General features: G+C 68.6%; 16 protein-coding genes. 14 read left to right on the top strand and 2 right to left on the bottom strand.

Annotated features, from left to right (window positions below; all coding sequences use genetic code 11):
* The first annotated feature begins 7 nt into the window (after window positions 1-7).
* The gene (locus OVO38_RS00495; protein WP_095275143.1) at window positions 8-697 is read left to right on the top strand and encodes a response regulator transcription factor; all 690 of its coding nucleotides are present in this window, start codon (window positions 8-10) and stop codon (window positions 695-697) included.
* Here OVO38_RS00495 and OVO38_RS00500 read toward each other — a convergent pair.
* The gene (locus tag OVO38_RS00500; RefSeq protein ID WP_095275142.1) at window positions 694-1,590 is read right to left on the bottom strand and encodes a hypothetical protein; all 897 of its coding nucleotides are present in this window, start codon (window positions 1,588-1,590) and stop codon (window positions 694-696) included. The two genes, OVO38_RS00495 and OVO38_RS00500, sit on opposite strands and share 4 nt — an antisense overlap.
* Window positions 1,591-1,623: 33 nt before the next feature.
* Between OVO38_RS00500 and OVO38_RS00505 the strand changes: the two genes are divergently transcribed.
* From OVO38_RS00505 to OVO38_RS00525, 5 genes are all read left to right on the top strand, one after another.
* Complete coding sequence (locus OVO38_RS00505) at window positions 1,624-2,580, top strand: Ppx/GppA phosphatase family protein (protein ID WP_144717795.1); 957 nt, start codon at window positions 1,624-1,626, stop codon at window positions 2,578-2,580.
* Window positions 2,580-3,425 carry a hypothetical protein gene (locus OVO38_RS00510; RefSeq protein ID WP_267207492.1) on the top strand — a complete coding sequence of 282 codons (846 nt, stop codon included), beginning with the start codon at window positions 2,580-2,582 and terminating at the stop codon, window positions 3,423-3,425. Before OVO38_RS00505 ends, OVO38_RS00510 begins: the two co-directional genes overlap by 1 nt.
* A gap of 76 nt (window positions 3,426-3,501) precedes the next feature.
* Window positions 3,502-4,335, top strand: a complete 834-nt coding sequence (gene proC, locus OVO38_RS00515) for a pyrroline-5-carboxylate reductase (protein ID WP_267207493.1) — start codon at window positions 3,502-3,504, stop codon at window positions 4,333-4,335.
* Between the two features lie 210 nt (window positions 4,336-4,545).
* On the top strand, window positions 4,546-4,737 hold the full coding sequence (locus tag OVO38_RS00520) for a helix-turn-helix domain-containing protein (protein ID WP_095275138.1): 192 nt from the start codon (window positions 4,546-4,548) through the stop codon (window positions 4,735-4,737).
* A gap of 215 nt (window positions 4,738-4,952) precedes the next feature.
* Window positions 4,953-5,054, top strand: coding sequence for a 30S ribosomal protein bS22 (locus tag OVO38_RS00525; RefSeq protein ID WP_003855542.1), 102 nt, complete (start codon window positions 4,953-4,955; stop codon window positions 5,052-5,054).
* Between the two features lie 144 nt (window positions 5,055-5,198).
* Here OVO38_RS00525 and OVO38_RS00530 read toward each other — a convergent pair whose 3' ends face one another.
* Entirely contained in the window at window positions 5,199-6,251 is a 1,053-nt protein-coding gene (locus tag OVO38_RS00530) for an HAD-IB family hydrolase (RefSeq protein WP_239215537.1), read from the bottom strand.
* Between the two features lie 112 nt (window positions 6,252-6,363).
* Between OVO38_RS00530 and OVO38_RS00535 the strand changes: the two genes are divergently transcribed.
* From OVO38_RS00535 to OVO38_RS00570, 8 genes are all read left to right on the top strand, one after another.
* Window positions 6,364-6,582 (top strand): glutaredoxin family protein, encoded by a 219-nt coding sequence (locus tag OVO38_RS00535; RefSeq protein ID WP_095275327.1) that lies wholly within the window; start codon window positions 6,364-6,366, stop codon window positions 6,580-6,582.
* 57 nt (window positions 6,583-6,639) lie between these two features.
* A complete protein-coding gene (locus tag OVO38_RS00540; RefSeq protein WP_267207494.1) occupies window positions 6,640-7,965 on the top strand; it encodes a glutamyl-tRNA reductase in 1,326 nt (441 codons plus the stop codon).
* On the top strand, window positions 7,965-8,849 hold the full coding sequence (gene hemC / locus OVO38_RS00545; protein WP_267207495.1) for a hydroxymethylbilane synthase: 885 nt from the start codon (window positions 7,965-7,967) through the stop codon (window positions 8,847-8,849). Before OVO38_RS00540 ends, hemC begins: the two co-directional genes overlap by 1 nt.
* Before the next feature lie 171 nt (window positions 8,850-9,020).
* Window positions 9,021-10,745: a uroporphyrinogen-III synthase gene (locus OVO38_RS00550; RefSeq protein ID WP_095547051.1), complete on the top strand. Its 1,725-nt coding sequence runs from the start codon at window positions 9,021-9,023 to the stop codon at window positions 10,743-10,745.
* Window positions 10,746-10,778: 33 nt separating this feature from the next.
* Entirely contained in the window at window positions 10,779-11,777 is a 999-nt protein-coding gene (gene hemB, locus OVO38_RS00555) for a porphobilinogen synthase (RefSeq protein WP_165765491.1), read from the top strand.
* Between the two features lie 5 nt (window positions 11,778-11,782).
* On the top strand, window positions 11,783-12,397 hold the full coding sequence (locus OVO38_RS00560; RefSeq protein WP_133064814.1) for a hypothetical protein: 615 nt from the start codon (window positions 11,783-11,785) through the stop codon (window positions 12,395-12,397).
* A gap of 11 nt (window positions 12,398-12,408) precedes the next feature.
* Entirely contained in the window at window positions 12,409-12,903 is a 495-nt protein-coding gene (locus OVO38_RS00565) for a hypothetical protein (RefSeq protein ID WP_095547692.1), read from the top strand.
* A gap of 15 nt (window positions 12,904-12,918) precedes the next feature.
* Window positions 12,919-15,486 carry a heavy metal translocating P-type ATPase gene (locus OVO38_RS00570; protein WP_144717782.1) on the top strand — a complete coding sequence of 856 codons (2,568 nt, stop codon included), beginning with the start codon at window positions 12,919-12,921 and terminating at the stop codon, window positions 15,484-15,486.
* The last annotated feature ends 19 nt before the right edge of the window (window positions 15,487-15,505 follow it).

Genomic DNA, 15,505 nt, shown 5'->3' on the forward strand with positions numbered 1-15,505 from the left:
AAGACCTGTGACAACCATCCTGATCGTTGAAGACGAAGAATCTTTGGCTGATCCCCTGGCCTACCTCCTGCAAAAGGAAGGCTTTGACACGCTCGTGGCACAGGACGGGCCCAGCGCACTTGACCAGTTCGGCGACAACGACGTGGACCTGGTCCTCCTGGACCTCATGCTGCCGGGCATGTCCGGCACCGAGGTGTGCAAGTCGCTGCGCTCCGTCTCCTCGGTCCCGATCATCATGGTCACCGCCCGCGACACGGAGATTGACAAGGTCGTGGGCCTGGAGCTCGGCGCCGACGACTACGTGACCAAGCCGTACTCAACCCGCGAGCTCATCGCCCGCATCCGCGCCGTGCTGCGCCGCGGTGGCGAGACGGAGGAGGCGAAGCCGGCCGAGCAGGAGGTCCTCGTTGGCGGCCGCGTCAAGATGGACATTGAGCGGCACACAGTGCTTATCGACGGCACGCCCGTCCCCATGCCACTCAAGGAGTTCGACCTCCTGGAGTACCTGATGCGCAACGCCGGCCGCGTCCTCACCCGCGGCCAGCTCATCGACCGGATCTGGGGCGCGGACTACGTCGGCGACACGAAGACGCTCGACGTCCACGTCAAACGCCTGCGCACCAAGATCGAGGCGGAGCCGTCCAAGCCGAAGCTGCTGGTCACGGTCCGCGGCCTGGGCTACAAGTTCGAGGGCTAAGCCTGCTTCCGGGCCGCCGGGTGAACCGCTTTCGCCTCGGCGGGTAGCGCCGCGCGCGCCGCGCAGTGCGCCGCCACGATCTCGTAGGGCTTCTCGCCGATCAGCGCGGTGAGCTCGTCCTTCATGGACTGCCACACCGGCGTCGCCGAGCCGCTGCCGGTGGGGGTGTGGCAGCTGGGGGCGCTGGTGCACCACCAGTCGAAGTCCTCGCCGCCCCCGCCCCACTGGCGCCGGTCGTACTCGCCGATGGTGGTGCGCAGAATCTCCTCGCCGTCGGAGCGCTCTTCGTACTCGTCCTCGCGCGAAAACGGCACCTGCCAGCACACTTCCGGCTTGGAGCCGATGATGTTGCGGCCCTCCGCCATCGCCCACTGGTGCAGGGCGCACCCCGGCCCCGTTCCTTCCTTTGAACGGTTGGCAAAGATGCACGCGCCGTCGACCACGCGGGTCTTAATGTGCGGCCCGTCGTCCTCTTCCTCGGTGTCGTCCCACTCCAGCCACGGCTCCAGGATGGTCGGGTCGGCGTTGGCAATGTAGGAGTCGGTCTCGGCGGGCCGCAGCTGCCAGTACTTCGCCGGCATTTCCGCAACGGCGTTGTAGAGGTCGTCGCGGTCCGACTCGTCCGAGAGGTACGCGCCGTGGATGCAGCAGCCGACCACGGGGAAGCTCTCATCAATGCCCAGGCACTCGGGCGTGCCAAACCGGCACGACCAGGTGGATTCCAGCCAGGTCAGGTCGAGGCTGAAGTAGTGGGTGGGGTCGTCGGGGTGGACGAACTCGAACCATTCGTGCGGGAAGTCTGGGCGGGTTTCGCGCCCGGCCAGGATGGACTTTCCGGCCGGCGAGTCTGCGGGGAAACCGAGAAAAACTTGGTTCGAAGCTGGCTGATTCACACCTCAACACGGTAGACCCATTACCCTAGTGGTGTGCGATTAGGTGTATTAGATGTTGGCAGCAATACCGTCCATCTCGTGGCGGTAGATGCCCACTCCGGCGGCCGCCCGACCCCGATGAGCGATTGGAAGCAGCCCCTGCGACTTGTGGAGCAGCTGGACGCGGACGGCAATATCGAGGACAAGGGCGTGAGCAAGCTTATCGACGCCGTGCAAGAGGCCAAGGACCTCTCCGACAAGCTCAAGTGCGATGAGTTGCTCGCGTTTGCCACCTCGGCGGTGCGTTCGGCGACGAACTCAGACGCGGTGCTGAAGAAGGTGGAGAAGAAGACCGGCGTGCAGCTGCGGGTCATCTCCGGCGAGGAAGAGGCGCGTTCCACCTTCCAGGCGGTCCGCCGCTGGTACGGCTGGTCCGCCGGTCGCATCACCAACCTGGACATCGGCGGCGGCTCCCTTGAGCTGTCCACCGGCACCGAAGAGGTGCCGGACTTGGCCGTGTCGCTCAACCTGGGTGCCGGCCGTCTGACCCACGAGTGGTTCGACACCGACCCGCCGGAGCGCAAGAAGATTAATGCGCTGCGCGATTTTATCGACGCCGAGCTCGTCGGCCCGGCCGACGAGTTCCGCGCGCTTGGCGAGGCCGGCCTGGCCGTCGGCACCTCCAAGACGTTCCGCTCCCTGGCCCGCCTCACGGGCGCCGCGCCCTCCTCGGCCGGACCGTACGTGCAGCGCACACTCACCGCCCCGGGGCTGCGCCAGCTCATTGCCTTTATTTCCCGCATGACAGCGGCGGACCGCGCGGAGCTCGAGGGCATCAACTCGGACCGCTCCCACCAGATTGTCGCGGGTGCCCTGGTGGCCGAAGCCGCGATGCGTGCACTTAATCTTGATAAGTTAGAGATCTGTCCTTGGGCGTTGCGCGAAGGCGTCATTCTGAAGCGGATTGACCAGGGACTTGCCCCAGGAGATGACGAAGGAGACAACGCCTAATGTCTGAGGAACGGCAGCTGACCGTTGCGGAGCTTCTTGCCCGGGCCCAGCAGGACAACCCCGAGGCAGGCAAGCGCCGTCGGCGTCGCCGCAGCTTGGAAGACGGCGGCGTGTCTGTCGCGGAGCTCACCGGGTCCCTGAAGAAGGTCGAGGCGCGCCCGCCGGAGTCGAAGCACTCCAACGTGCCTATCGACGCACCCCCGCAGCCCCCCAAGGGCGCGAAGCCAACCGGCGCTTCCGCCCCCGTCGAGGTGGTGAAGGTTTCGCCGGAGCCGGCGGAGCCGAAGCAGCCGGCGGAGCCAAAGCAGCCCGCGGAGCCGAAGGCGCCGTCCGCGGGCGACACCGCCGTCCTGCGGAAGGTCCCCGACGCGTCCGCCCCGAAGGCTGCGCCCAGGGCTGAGCCGAGAACTGAGTCTCAGACTGCTGGCGCGTCGCGTCCGGTGCGTACCGAAGACACGTCGCAGATCCCGGTCGTCGCGCCGGAGCCGTCGGCAACCGCGCCCGTCGAGCCGCGCGAGGAGCGCCCCGTCGAGCCGGCAGCGCCTGTCCAGTCGCCGGAAGCAGCGGAGGCAGCGGAGGTGGACGAGCCGGTTGACGAGGGCGTCAACCCCATCGTCCTGGTCCTGCTGGTGTTCGTCGGCGTCCTGCTCGGCGTGCTCGGCTTCCTCGCCTTCCAGTGGGTCTGGGCGCACATGTCCACCATCGTCGCCGCGATCCTGGGCGTGGTCGCCGTCCTCGCCGTCATCTTCGGCGTGCGCGCGATGCGCACCGGCAAGGACGCGCTGACCGTCACGATGGCGGGCATCGCCGCCGTGGTCATGGCGTTTGGCCCGGCGCTGATCTAGACGCCCCCGCAGTACAAACCCTCCACTGAGCCCTCCACTGAGCGCAATTGCCGGTGGAGGGTTTAGTCTGTCCACCATGGAATCCACGACTGCACCCACGTTCCAGGGCAAGATTGCCATCCTCGGCGCCGGCAGCATCGGCGAGGCCCTGCTGTCCGGCCTGGTGGCCAGCGGCATCGACCCCAAACAGATCACGGCCACGAACCGCACGGCGGCGCGCCGCGACGAGCTCGCCGACCGCTACGGCGTCAACGTCACCGACGACAACAACGGCGCCGTCTCCGAATCGCAGGTGGCGTTCCTGTGCGTGAAGCCGGGCCAGATCCTCGGCCTCATCGAGGACATCAGCACCGACATCGCCGATTCCGACTCCGCTACGGTGCTGGTCTCCATGGCCGCGGGCATCTCGCTGCAGGCGATGGAGGAGGCCGTCTCGGCCGCGGGTACCCCGATCGTGCGCGTAATGCCCAACACCCCGATGCTGGTGGGCAAGGGCCTGCTCGCCGCGGCGTTCGGCCGCTTCGTTGACGACGAGCAGCACGCCGCGATCAGCGAGCTGCTCTCCGCGGCCGGCAAGCTCGTCGAGGTCAAGGAGAAGCAGATGGATGCGGTCACCGCGCTCTCGGGCTCCGGCCCCGCCTATTTCTTCCTGGTTGCAGAGGCGCTTGTCGACGCCGGCGTGTCCCTCGGCCTGCCCCGCGACCTCGCCACCGAGCTCGCCTCCGCCACGGCCGCCGGCGCCGGCGCGATGCTGGAGGGGGAGCAGACGCCGACCGAGCTGCGGGCCGGGGTGTCCTCGCCGGCCGGGACGACGGTGGCGGCCATCCGGGAGCTCGAGGAGTCCGGGCTGCGCGGCGCGTTCTACCGGGCGACGGAGGCCTGCGCGAACCGTTCCGCGGAGATCGGGTGATGGTGTGTGGGGGTGGGTGTGGCGTCGATAGGCACTCTGCGTCCCACTCTTCACATCAATGACGCGGTGTCTCTGGGGACTCACAGAAAAATTTTGGCACTCAGGTCGCATTCGGCCCTGGTTTCACGATAGTCTGGTTCAGGCACGTGCGTGTTCGTCCTGTGGGAGGGGAAGCCTACAGCGCGACCGTGCTGAAGGGTTAAGTATTTTATGGCAAACGAAGACAAAGGTAAGTTCCTGACAGTCGCAGAGGTCGCAGAGATCATGCGCGTCTCCAAGATGACGGTGTACCGCCTCGTGCACTCCGGCGAGCTGCCGGCCGTGCGCGTGGGCCGGTCGTTCCGTGTGAACGAGGGCGCGGTGAATGAGTACCTGGAGTCCTCCGTCTACGACGTGGGATAACGCCCTTGCGCTGCAACCGGCGCCGCTCGCTTCCAGTCAAGGCGGGCGGCGCCGGATTTTTGGTTGGACACGCGGCGGGCTGTATGCTGTCAACCATTGATGTCGGCGCACGCCCTGCGGAGTGTGCACCTCACGCCGGCCCGTTCGCCCCGCTTGGCGGGGTGGCGGTCGCGCTGACAGGCACTGTACGTACACCAAGGAAACGAGGAAGCCCCATGGGTTCTGTGATCAAGAAGCGCCGCAAGCGCATGTCCAAGAAGAAGCACCGCAAGATGCTGCGCCGCACCCGCGTTCAGCGTCGTAAGCTGGGCAAGTAGGCCCTGTCGGCCCGCACCCGTTCCCGTTGGGGCGGGTGCTTTTTCGTGCCCGCGCACCTGTGCCGGGTGGGGTGCGGCCTAACTGACGAAGACCGGATGACGAAAATGCGAGAGGTTAGTCGCATCTTCGTCATGGCCGTCTCGTCATCCTTCAAGAGCCGCATCAGTATGGTCGGCGCCCCGCCTCGCCGCGGCCACACCCGCCACACCGGCAACCGCGACCGCACCCGCAACGCCCAGCGCCACGCGGCTGCGCGCCAGCTTGCGCAGCGGCCGGTACTCGCGCACCGCCCACCCGGCTGCGCGGGCGTGGCGGCGCAGCGCCCGGTCCGGGTTCACCGCCACCGGCACCCCGACCATGCCGAGCATGGGCAGGTCATTGATGCTGTCCGAATAGGCCGTGCATTTGTCCAGGTCAAGGCGCTGGATCGCGGCAAGCGCCGCCACCGCGTGCTTCTTGCCGGGGCCGTGCAGGATGTCGCCGACCAGCCGCCCCGTGAACACCCCGTCCTGCTCCTCCGCGACGGTGCCCAGCGCGCCGGTGAAGCCGAGCCGCTTCGCCAGCGCCTGGCCGATCTGCACGGGCGTGGCGGAGACCAGCCACACCTGCTGGCCCGCGGCGATGTGCATGCTGGCCAGCTCGATCGTGTCCTGGTACGCCTTGTCCAGCATCTGGCGCTCCACGATCTCCTGGCACAGCGCCTTAAGCTCGTCGACGCGCTTGCCTTTCACAATCCCCAGCGCCTGCTCGCGCCCCGCGGCGATGTCCGAGTGGCTCTCCGCACCGCGCAGCCGGTACCGGATCTGCTTGAGCAGGGCCGGGAACAGCTCGCCGGCGGTGATGAAGCGCCGCCTCGCCAGCCCCTCGGCGAGCAGGATGAGCGAGGAGCCCTGGATGAGGGTGTTGTCCACGTCAAAGAACGCGGCGGCCTCGGTGTCCTGCGGCACGTCCGGGTCCGGCGGGGTGATGGTGGGGGTGCCGGCGGTGTTGAAGGCGCCGCCGACGGAGTCGATGCCGAGCGAGAAATCGTCGATAGTCAGCCCGAACGTTTCCTCGATGGCGGCCGCCGCGGCGGCTTCGCCGGCAGTGCGTTGGGCGGAGTCATCGAGCGGGGGCAGGGCGAGTTCCTCCAGGAAGCGCCGGAAGTTTCCGTGGGAGACGGACCAGTACGCGAGCAGATCGCGGTGTTCGGTCATGTCCTGCCTTTCGCGGTCGGGGATGCGCGTGAGATAGCTTGGAACTCTGGAATATCGTACCGCTTGGGTTTCCGCGGAGAGGGAGTGACCAAACGTGAAGAGGGTCGAGCTCATGGTGCGCGAGGGCTGCGGGTCGTGCGACCGCGTCGCCGCGCAAATCCGCCCGCTCGTGGCGGAGTGCGGCGCGGAGCTTTCGCTTATCGACGTCGACGCCAACCCCGACAACGCCGCCGAGTACGGTGACCGCGTCCCCGTCGTGGTGATCGACGGCGAGGAGTTCGCCTGCTGGGAGGTAGACTCGGACGACCTCGTCGCGGAACTCAGGTCGTAGCGGGGTATCCTTTAGTTTGATTTTTTCTGGATTTGGCTGGATTGCTGGAGTGATTGTGTGAGTGTGCTCGTCGTAGGGATGTCGCACCGTTCTGCGCCGGTGGCGCTGCTGGAGCGGCTGAGTATGGACGAGACGGTGCAGCACGACACGGCGACGGCGCTGGTGTCCCGGCCCGCGCTGACGGAAGCGATGATCATCTCCACCTGCAACCGTCTCGAGGTCTACACCGTGGCGACCGCCTTCCACGCCGGGGTCGAGGACGTGCTGCACGTGCTCGCGGACGTCTCAGGCGTGCCCGAGGCGGAGCTGCGCGGCTACCTCTACGTGCGCTACGCCGACGCCGCCGCGGAGCACATGTTTACCGTGGCCGCGGGGCTGGACTCCATGGTGATGGGGGAGCAGCAGATCATCGGCCAGGTGCGCTCCGCCTACTCGGACGCCGCCGAGCGCGGCACCGTCGGCCCGGCCCTGCACTCGCTGGCACAGACCGCGCTGCACACCGGCAAACGCGTGCACAGCGAGACTGCGATTGATGATTCCGGCGCGTCGATGGTTACGCTCGGCCTGGACCAGGCCATGCGCGAAATGGAACGAGAGGACTTCTCCGGCACCACCGCGCTGGTCCTGGGGGCGGGCGCGATGAGCTCGCTGGCCGCCACCCACCTGGGCAAGCGCGGCGTGGACAAGCTGATCATTGCGAACCGGACGCGCTCGCGCGCTGAGCGCGTGGCCGAGCACGCCCGGGAGGCGGGCGTTGCCGCGGAGGTCGTGGACTTCAACGCCCGCGCCGGTGCCATCGGTCGGGCGGACATCACCGTCTCCGCCACGGCGTCGGACGACTTCACCATCACCCCCGAGGACCTGTCCGGCCCGACCGTGCTGGTGGACCTTTCCCTGCCGCGCGACATCGATGACGCCGTCACCGAGCGCGACGGCGTGCGCCTGATCAACATCGAGTCACTGCACGCGACGTTGCGCGACAACGACAGCGAGGATTCCCGCGCGCTGCAGCAGGCGGAGGCCATCGTGCGCGAGGAGGTCGAGGAGTTCAGCTCGGAGCAGCGCGTCCGCGACGTCGCGCCGGCGGTGACGCGGCTGCGCAAGACGGCCGCGGAGGTGCAGGCGCAGGAGCTCGAACGGCTGCGCGCGCGCCTGCCCAACCTCTCCGAGGAGGAGTTTGACCAGGTTGGTAGGGCGGTGAAGCGTGTCGTCGATAAGCTTCTGCACACGCCGACGGTGAAGATTAAGGAGCTCGCCGCATCCTCCGAGACGGTGAGTGTAGAAATGGCGATCGAGGAGCTGTTCGGGCTCGGGCGATCCTCGGTGGCGGTGGACGCGCAGCGCCTGCCGCGGCCGGACGAACTGCAGGCGAAGGAGAACTGATGCTCAAGATTGGTACCCGCGGGTCCCACCTGGCCACCACGCAGGCAGGTCACGTGCGCGACGCGCTGATCGCGGGCGGCACTGAGGCGGAACTGCACATCGTGACCACCGCCGGCGACCTGAATATGTCGCCCGTCGAGCGCATCGGCGTCGGCGTGTTCACCACCGCGCTTCGCGACGCCCTCGCGTCCGGCGAAGTTGACGTGGCCGTCCACTCGTTCAAGGACCTCCCCACGGCTGGCGACGCCCGCCTCCACCTCGTCACCCCGGAGCGCGAGGACAACCGCGAAGCGCTCATCGCGCGGGATGGGCTGACGCTCGCGCAGCTGCCGCAGGGCGCGAAGGTGGGCACCTCGGCGCCGCGGCGCGTCTCGCAGTTGCGTTCGCTGCGCCCCGACCTGGACATTCGCCCGCTCCGCGGCAACATCGAAACCCGCATGAGCTACGTCGAGCGCGGCGAGCTGGACGCGATCATCCTCGCCTACGCGGGGTTGTGCCGCGGCGGGTACGCCGAGCGCGCCACCGAGGTGTTCGACCCGGCGACGCTCATGCCCGCCCCGGCGCAGGGTGCGCTGGCCGTGGAGTGCCGGGCGGACGACGCGGCGACGCGCGCGGCGCTCGACGCACTTGTCAGTGCGGAGGCGACCGCGTGCGCCGCCGCCGAGCGCCAGGTGCTGGCCACCCTCGAGGCGGGCTGCACCGCCCCGGTCGCGGCGTACGCGGAACTGGGGGAGCACGGCGCGCTGACGCTCCACGCTGGCGTCTTCGCCGTGGACGGCTCCGCGCAGCTGGTGGAGACGTTGACCGGCACCGATGCCGCGGCGCTGGGGCGCGAGGCCGCCGAGAAGCTGCTCGAGCGCGGGGCCGCGGACATCATGGAGTAAGACGCGGGTTTGGTTTTCGGGCCGCTTCCATCTTAAGGTGTAACTACCATACGTCGGATTGCCCCGGCGCAACTGGGTCCCATGGGGAGGGCGCGCCTTGCTGCGCGCAGCCCGCACTGAGCGTCCTGTTGCGCCGAGGCTACTGTTTTGCGCCTTAGAAAAGATCGTTCTATGACATTGCCCTCGCTTACGCCCCCACCGGGGAAGGTCATCTTCGTCGGTGCAGGCCCGGGCAACCCTGATCTGCTTACCGTCCGCGCACGCGAGGTGATGGAAACTAATTCTATCGCCCTCGTTGATCCGGACGTCGCTCAGGGTGCCCGAGACGTCGTCGCCGCTAAACTGCCTGTTCCCAAGGCTAAAATGCAGGCCGCCGACGAGGCGTACGCGCGCATGGTCGCGGAAGCGAAGGAAGCGGGTGCGCGCCGAAAGCCGCCGCGCCCGGACGACCCGACCGCGGCCGAGGTAGAGGAGCTCGCGCTGTCCGCCGACACCATCGTGGAGGCCGTGCAGCGCGCCCTGGGTGAGGCCGCAGCGTCCATCGAGCGCGGCGAGGCCGGCGACGGCGACGTGGTCCGCCTGGTCCGCGGCAACCCGCTGACCCGCGACGCGGTGATGGAGGAGATCTCCGCCGTCGCCGCCGCGGGCATCGAGTTCCAGGTCGTGCCGGGCATGAGCCTGCCGTCCACGGTGCCGTCGTTTGCGGGCATCGCGCTCGGCTCCACCTACACCGAGGCGGACCTGACCTCCGGTATCGAAGGCATCGATTTTGACCAGCTGGCGTCCGCGCCGCAGCCGCTGGTGCTGCAGGCGGAGCAGGAGCAGCTGGCCGAGATCGCCGACGCGCTCATGGAACGCGGCTTCGGACCGTCCACGCCGGTCGCGGTGACGACCCACGGCACGACGCGCCTGCAGCGCACCGTCGACGCCACCCTGGAAACCCTGGGCAAGCTGGACGCCGACCTGCCCGGATCCCTCGTGGTCACGCTCGGCGCGGTGGCGGATGACCGCTCGAAGTACTCGTGGTGGGAGAACCGCCCCCTCTACGGCTGGCGCGTCCTCGTGCCGCGCGCGAAGGAGCAGGCCGGGCCGATGAACGCCCGCTTGAGCTCCTACGGCGCGATCCCGCAGTCCGTCCCCACCATTTCTATGGAGCCGCCGCGCAACCCGGCGCAGATGGACCGCGCGATCAAGGGCATCGTGGAGGGCCGCTACCAGTGGGTCCTCTTCACCTCCGTCAACGCCGTGAACGCGGTGTGGAAGAAGTTTGCGCAGCTGGGCCTGGACGCCCGCTCCTTCGCCGGCGTCCACCTGGGCGCGGTGGGACAGAAGACGGCGGACGCGCTGCGCGCCCGCGGCATGTTCCCCGAGCTGGTGCCGCACCGCACGAAGCAGAACGCGGCCGGGATGGTGGAGATCTTCCCCGAGTACGTCGAGGACATCGACCCCGTCAGCCGCGTGCTGCTGCCGCGCGCCGACCTCGGCTCTGACCTGCTCGTCGACGGCCTGAAGGAGAAGGGCTGGGAGGTCGACGACGTGGTGGCGTACCGCACGGTGCGTGCCGCCCCGCCGGCTCCCGAGACCCGCGACATGATTAAGACGGGCGGCTTCGACGCCGTCTGCTTCACCTCCGCGTCCACGGTGAAGAACCTCGTGGGCATTGCGGGCAAGCCGCACCAGCGCACCATCATCGCCTGCATCGGCCCGAGCACCGCGGCCGAGGCGAAGGAGCAGGGGCTGCGTGTGGATGTGGTGCCCGAGGTGGCGGACGTGCCTTCGCTTATCGACGCCCTCGCGAACCACGTCGCCAACCTGCGTGCTGCCGGCCAGCTCCCGCCCCCGCGGAAGAAGCGCCGCACCCGCCGCAAGCCCGTGGCCAAAGCGTCCGGCGAGTAGGTACGCACGGCCACGGGGCCTATGATGGTGGCCATGTCTACCTACGATTTGCCCCGCCGTCCCCGCCGCCTCCGCCAAAACGCCGCGATGCGCGCGTTGACCGCGGAGACGCGCTTGCACCCAGCGGACTTCATTCTCCCGATGTTTGTGGCCGACGGCATCGAGGAAAAGCGCGAGATTACGTCCATGCCGGGCGTGTACCAGCACACCACGGACTCCCTCAAGGCGCTGTGCCACGAGGCGCTCGAGGCCGGCGTGAAGTGCATCGACCTGTTCGGCGTTCCCCTGGACGAGGACAAGGACGCCACCGGTTCCGTCGCCTGGGACCCCGAGGGCGTGCTCAACCGCAACCTGCGCGCGCTGCGCGAGGAGTTTGGCAACGACCTGCTCATCATGGCGGATACCTGCCTGGACGAGTTCACCGACCACGGCCACTGCGGCGCCCTGAGCACGGACCGCTACGGCAACCAGTTCGTGGACAATGACGCCACGCTGCCGCTCTACGCCCAGATGGCTGTCTCCCAGGCGGAGGCGGGCGCGCACATCGTGAGCCCGTCCGGGATGATGGACGGCCAGATCGCCGTTATCCGCGAGGCCCTCGACCAGGCCGGCCACCAGGACGTGGCCATCATGGCGTACTCCGCCAAATACGCGTCGAAGTTCTTCGGCCCGTTCCGCGACGCCGTCGGCTCCTCCCTCCAGGGCGACCGCCGCACCTACCAGCAGGACCCGGCCAACATCCGCGAGTCGCTGCTGGAGACGGAGCTGGACCTCGACGAGGGCGCGGACTTTGTCATGGTGAAGCCGGCCCTGCCGTACCTGGACGTACTGAGCCAGGTCGCCGAGATTTCCCCGGTGCCGGTGGCCGCCTACCAGGTCTCCGGCGAGTACGCGATGATGGTCGCCGCCGGCCGCAACGGCTGGATCGACTTCGAGGAAACGATGATGGAGTCGCTAATGTCCATCAAGCGCGCCGGCGCGGACCAGATTCTGACCTACTACGCCATCGAGGCAGCAAAGGAACTGAAGTAGCGTTTATGGTTAGCCTTCCCCCGACGCCCCAGCGGGCACCGGAGCAGCGCCCGATGCCGGGCGGAGGAGCGTCGTCAAGCACTTCGATGCCCGAGGCCGTGCGCCTCATGCTCGCGTGCTGGGCGGTGATGATCGGCGGCGAGCTGATTCACCAGATCCTCACCGTCGTCATGACCGTGCTGGACCCCGCCCCGCTGCGCGAGAGCGCCAAGGAGGCGGCGAAGGGCCAGGATCTCAGCGACGCCATGCTCAACCTCGGCATCTACGGCTCGGTTGTGCTCATGGCGCTGATCCAGCTACTCATCCTGGCCGGGTTTGCCGTCGCGCTGCGCATGGTGGCCAACCGGGGGAAGCGCGCGGCGGCGGCGCGACGCCTCCTGCAGATCTTTGCCACCTTCTTCGCGCTGCGCATGGTCACGCTGTACATGATGTCGCCGGGGTCCACGGCGGTGCCGATCGCGCTGTACGGGGCGGACGGCGTCGTGCAAATCATCCTCGGCGTGGCGGGCGCGATGGGACTGTTCTACGCTTCGCAGAAGGACTCGGGGGACTGGGTAGAGCCGCCGGCGCACCAATCTCCGCAACAGCCACAGCACGACGATCCCGCGGGTAAACAGTAAAGGAGCAACCGATGGCCGGAATGTTTCCCACCTTCGTTGCAGACCCGAACGACCCCAACCGCCGCTACACCGGCAAGGTCGGCGAGGCCTGGCCCGGCCAGTTGCGCGCCGGGTACTACGCAGCGCTGGCCGGCGCCGTGCTGCTGCTGTTGTTCGGCATGCTCATGCTGGCCAGCGGCGCGCCGAAGGACGCGGACGCCGAGTTCGCGGACGCGTTTGCGCGCAACATGCGCATCGTCGCCTGGTGCAACATCGTCCTCGCCCTGGTGATCGCGGGGTGCGCCTCCTACTTTGCGCGCGGCTCCAAGACAGCGCGGCGCGTGTTTGCCATCGCCGCCGCCGTGGCGATCTTCCTCAACCTGGCCGGGTTCTTCCTCAACGTGGCGGGCTGGGGCGTGTTCGCGGTAGTGATCGTGCTGGTTGCGGCGCTGTTCTTCGCGTTCCGCCCCGCGGCGAACGCGTTTGTGGACGAGCGCAGCGGCTCCCCCTGGCGGGGCGTGGACTAGCGCGAGGGATTCAGCATGTCAGAGCAGACTCAGCAACAGACGGCTGCGCTCGAGCAGACCATTGTGGCCGCCCGCGAGGCGGCGAAGGAATGCGGCGTGGACCTGGACTCGCCCCGGATCGGGGCGGATGGCAACCCGCAGTACCCGAACACCTCTTTCGCCTTCGAGCTCGACGGGCTCGAGGACGGACCACAGCTCAAAGACATCGAGGCGGCGCTGGAGGAGCTGGACGGCGTCGCCGCGCGCCTGGTGTACTCCTCCAAGACGGCGTGGATCACCGCGCCGAGCACCACGCCGATCGCGGACCTCGAGGCCGTGTTCGCGCGCTTCGGTGTGAGCGCCCGGCTTACGGATTCCACGCTGCGCCGCAGGGTGCTCGGCCGGGCGGCGGCCGCGCGTCCGGTGCCGCGGCGGGGCGTGCGGGGGCTGAGCGGGAGGCGTCGAAAGTTGCGCCACGACGAGCTGGTCAGCCTGCGCCGCGCCCGCGCGCAGGGGTTCGTGGACTCGGCGTCGCGCGCCGCGCGCGCCCGGGAGAACGAGGACGTCCTGTTCACCGCCCGCGACCTAGTCACGCCGGTGCGGATGTGGTTAGCAATCGTGCTGACGCTCCCGGTGCTGCTCCTCACGTACGTCTCCGACCTGCAGTTTGACGGCTGGCAGTGGGCGTGCTTCGCGCTGACCACCCCGGTCGCACTGTGGTGCGCGTTCCCCTTCCACCGCGCGATGGCGGGCGGCGTGCGCCGCGGCATCTCGGCGCTGGACGGAGCAAGTTCCATCGCCATCCTCGCCGCCTACTTCTGGTCCGCCGCCGTGCTGCTGTTCACGCCGGCGGGGGAGCTCAACTGGCGCAACTACGGCAGCTGGGTCCCGCTCACCATGGTGGAGGAGCCCGGCCTGTTTTTCGAGGTCGCCTGCACCATCACCTCGCTCCTCCTCGTCGGCCGCTTCTTCAGCATGCGCGTGCGCCCGCACCTGCAGGAGGACCTCTCCGGCCGTGTCCCCGACGCGGAGTCGACCTACATGGTCCGCCGCCGCTCGCGCACGGGCAAGGTCATCGAGGAACCGCTGCCCGCCGCCGAGATCAACCGGGGCGACGACATTGTCATCCTCCCGGGCGCGATCATCCCCGCCGACGGCGAGGTGGTCGGCGGTTGCGGCACGCTCGAGCAGGAGCTTATCGACGCCCACGAGTCCCCCACCCTCAAAGTGGGCAGCCACGTCTACGCGGGGTCGGTGCTGCGCAAGGGGAAGGTGAAGATCCGCGTCTCCCGGGTCGGCCACGCGACCCGGCTGGCCTCGGTCAACCGCTGGCTGGAGCGCGCCTCGGAGCACCAGAACGCGACGACGATGGTGTCCACCCGCGCCGCGGGCATGCTCATCCCGGTGGCGTACGTGCTGGCGGTGCTGGACTTCGGCCTGTGGCTGCTGTTCACGGGGAACCTCAACGCGGCGTTTTCCACGGCGCTGGCGATCCTGGCGGTGGTCGCGCCGGTGGCGCTGGCGATCTCGACCGCGCTGGCCATCCGCCTGGGCATCGAGTCAGCAGCGCGCAACGGCATCCTGGTCCGCGACGGCTCCACCTTCCGCACCCTGGAGGCCACCGACGTGGCCGTGTTCAACCGGGTGGGCACCCTGGTGGAGCCGAAGATGAAGGTGGAGACGGTCACCGCGGAGATCGGCGAGGACCCGGCTTTGGTGCTGGGGATCGCGGGCGCGCTGTCGGTGGAGTCGGATCACCCGGCGTCGCGTGCGATTGTGAAGGCGGCGCGCGAGGCCCGCGACAAGCGCGACAAGGACGCGGGCGGGCCGACCTGGTTCGAGCTGGCCAACGAGGACACTACCCCGGACGGCTCGGTGCGCGGCCGCGTCACGCTGACCTACGAGGACCAGCGGACAGAAAACCTGGACGCCATCCTGTGGCGGCCCACGAACCTGTCGCAGCTGCAAGGCCGGCTCTCCCTGGCCGCCACGGCCGGCGGCACCCCCGTCGTCGTGCGCTGGAAGGGCCGCGACCGCGGCGTCATCACCCTGTACGACCCGCCGAAGGCAGACGCCACCAGCGCGATTGACCGGCTGGAATCCATCGGCGTGGAGACCATCATGCTCACGCGCGATACGTACCCGGTGGCGCGCCGCTTCGCCGACTTCCTCGGCATGTCCCGCGTGCTCGCGGGCATCACCGCCCCAGACAAGCCGCACGCGGTGCGCGCGCTGCACACCAAGGGCGCGACCGTCGCCATGGTGGGCGACCACAGCGCGGTGCGCACCCTGCGCGTCGCGGACGTGAGCATCCTGTACGCCGACGACGCCCTGCTGGGCGCGAACACGGGCAAGGTGGAGGAGAAGTGCAACGTGCTCCTCCTGCGTCGGGACGTCACGGCGGTGCCACAGCTGGTGGAGCTCGCGCGCCGGGTGTGCCGCACCATCGACTCGAACATGGTGATCGCCTGGACCTATAACGCGGCCGCGATCCTGCTGGCCATCGCCGGTGTGCTGCCCCCGGTCGGGGCCACGCTGCTCATGCTGGGCAGCTCCCTGGTCATCGAGTTGCGCTCGGTGCGCGTGCGCCATTTCCCGGCCTGATTTCTACCGCGTAGGCTGG

Origin of the sequence: Corynebacterium sp. Marseille-P8863, from assembly GCF_946902955.1 — a bacterium.
GTDB classification, from domain to species: Bacteria; Actinomycetota; Actinomycetes; order Mycobacteriales; family Mycobacteriaceae; genus Corynebacterium; species Corynebacterium gottingense.

Excerpts from the sequence above, each read along its gene's own strand:
- OVO38_RS00510 (WP_267207492.1), top strand. The coding sequence starts at position 2,580 with ATGTCTGAGGAACGGCAGCTGACCGTTGCGGAGCTTCTTGCCCGGGCC.
- OVO38_RS00550 (WP_095547051.1), top strand. The coding sequence starts at position 9,021 with ATGACATTGCCCTCGCTTACGCCCCCACCGGGGAAGGTCATCTTCGTC.
- proC (WP_267207493.1), top strand. The coding sequence starts at position 3,502 with ATGGAATCCACGACTGCACCCACGTTCCAGGGCAAGATTGCCATCCTC.
- OVO38_RS00560 (WP_133064814.1), top strand. The coding sequence starts at position 11,783 with ATGGTTAGCCTTCCCCCGACGCCCCAGCGGGCACCGGAGCAGCGCCCG.
- OVO38_RS00520 (WP_095275138.1), top strand. The coding sequence starts at position 4,546 with ATGGCAAACGAAGACAAAGGTAAGTTCCTGACAGTCGCAGAGGTCGCA.
- OVO38_RS00570 (WP_144717782.1), top strand. The coding sequence starts at position 12,919 with ATGTCAGAGCAGACTCAGCAACAGACGGCTGCGCTCGAGCAGACCATT.
- hemC (WP_267207495.1), top strand. The coding sequence starts at position 7,965 with ATGCTCAAGATTGGTACCCGCGGGTCCCACCTGGCCACCACGCAGGCA.
- OVO38_RS00525 (WP_003855542.1), top strand. The coding sequence starts at position 4,953 with ATGGGTTCTGTGATCAAGAAGCGCCGCAAGCGCATGTCCAAGAAGAAG.
- OVO38_RS00535 (WP_095275327.1), top strand. The coding sequence starts at position 6,364 with ATGGTGCGCGAGGGCTGCGGGTCGTGCGACCGCGTCGCCGCGCAAATC.
- OVO38_RS00530 (WP_239215537.1), bottom strand. The coding sequence starts at position 6,251 with ATGACCGAACACCGCGATCTGCTCGCGTACTGGTCCGTCTCCCACGGA.
- OVO38_RS00565 (WP_095547692.1), top strand. The coding sequence starts at position 12,409 with ATGGCCGGAATGTTTCCCACCTTCGTTGCAGACCCGAACGACCCCAAC.
- hemB (WP_165765491.1), top strand. The coding sequence starts at position 10,779 with ATGTCTACCTACGATTTGCCCCGCCGTCCCCGCCGCCTCCGCCAAAAC.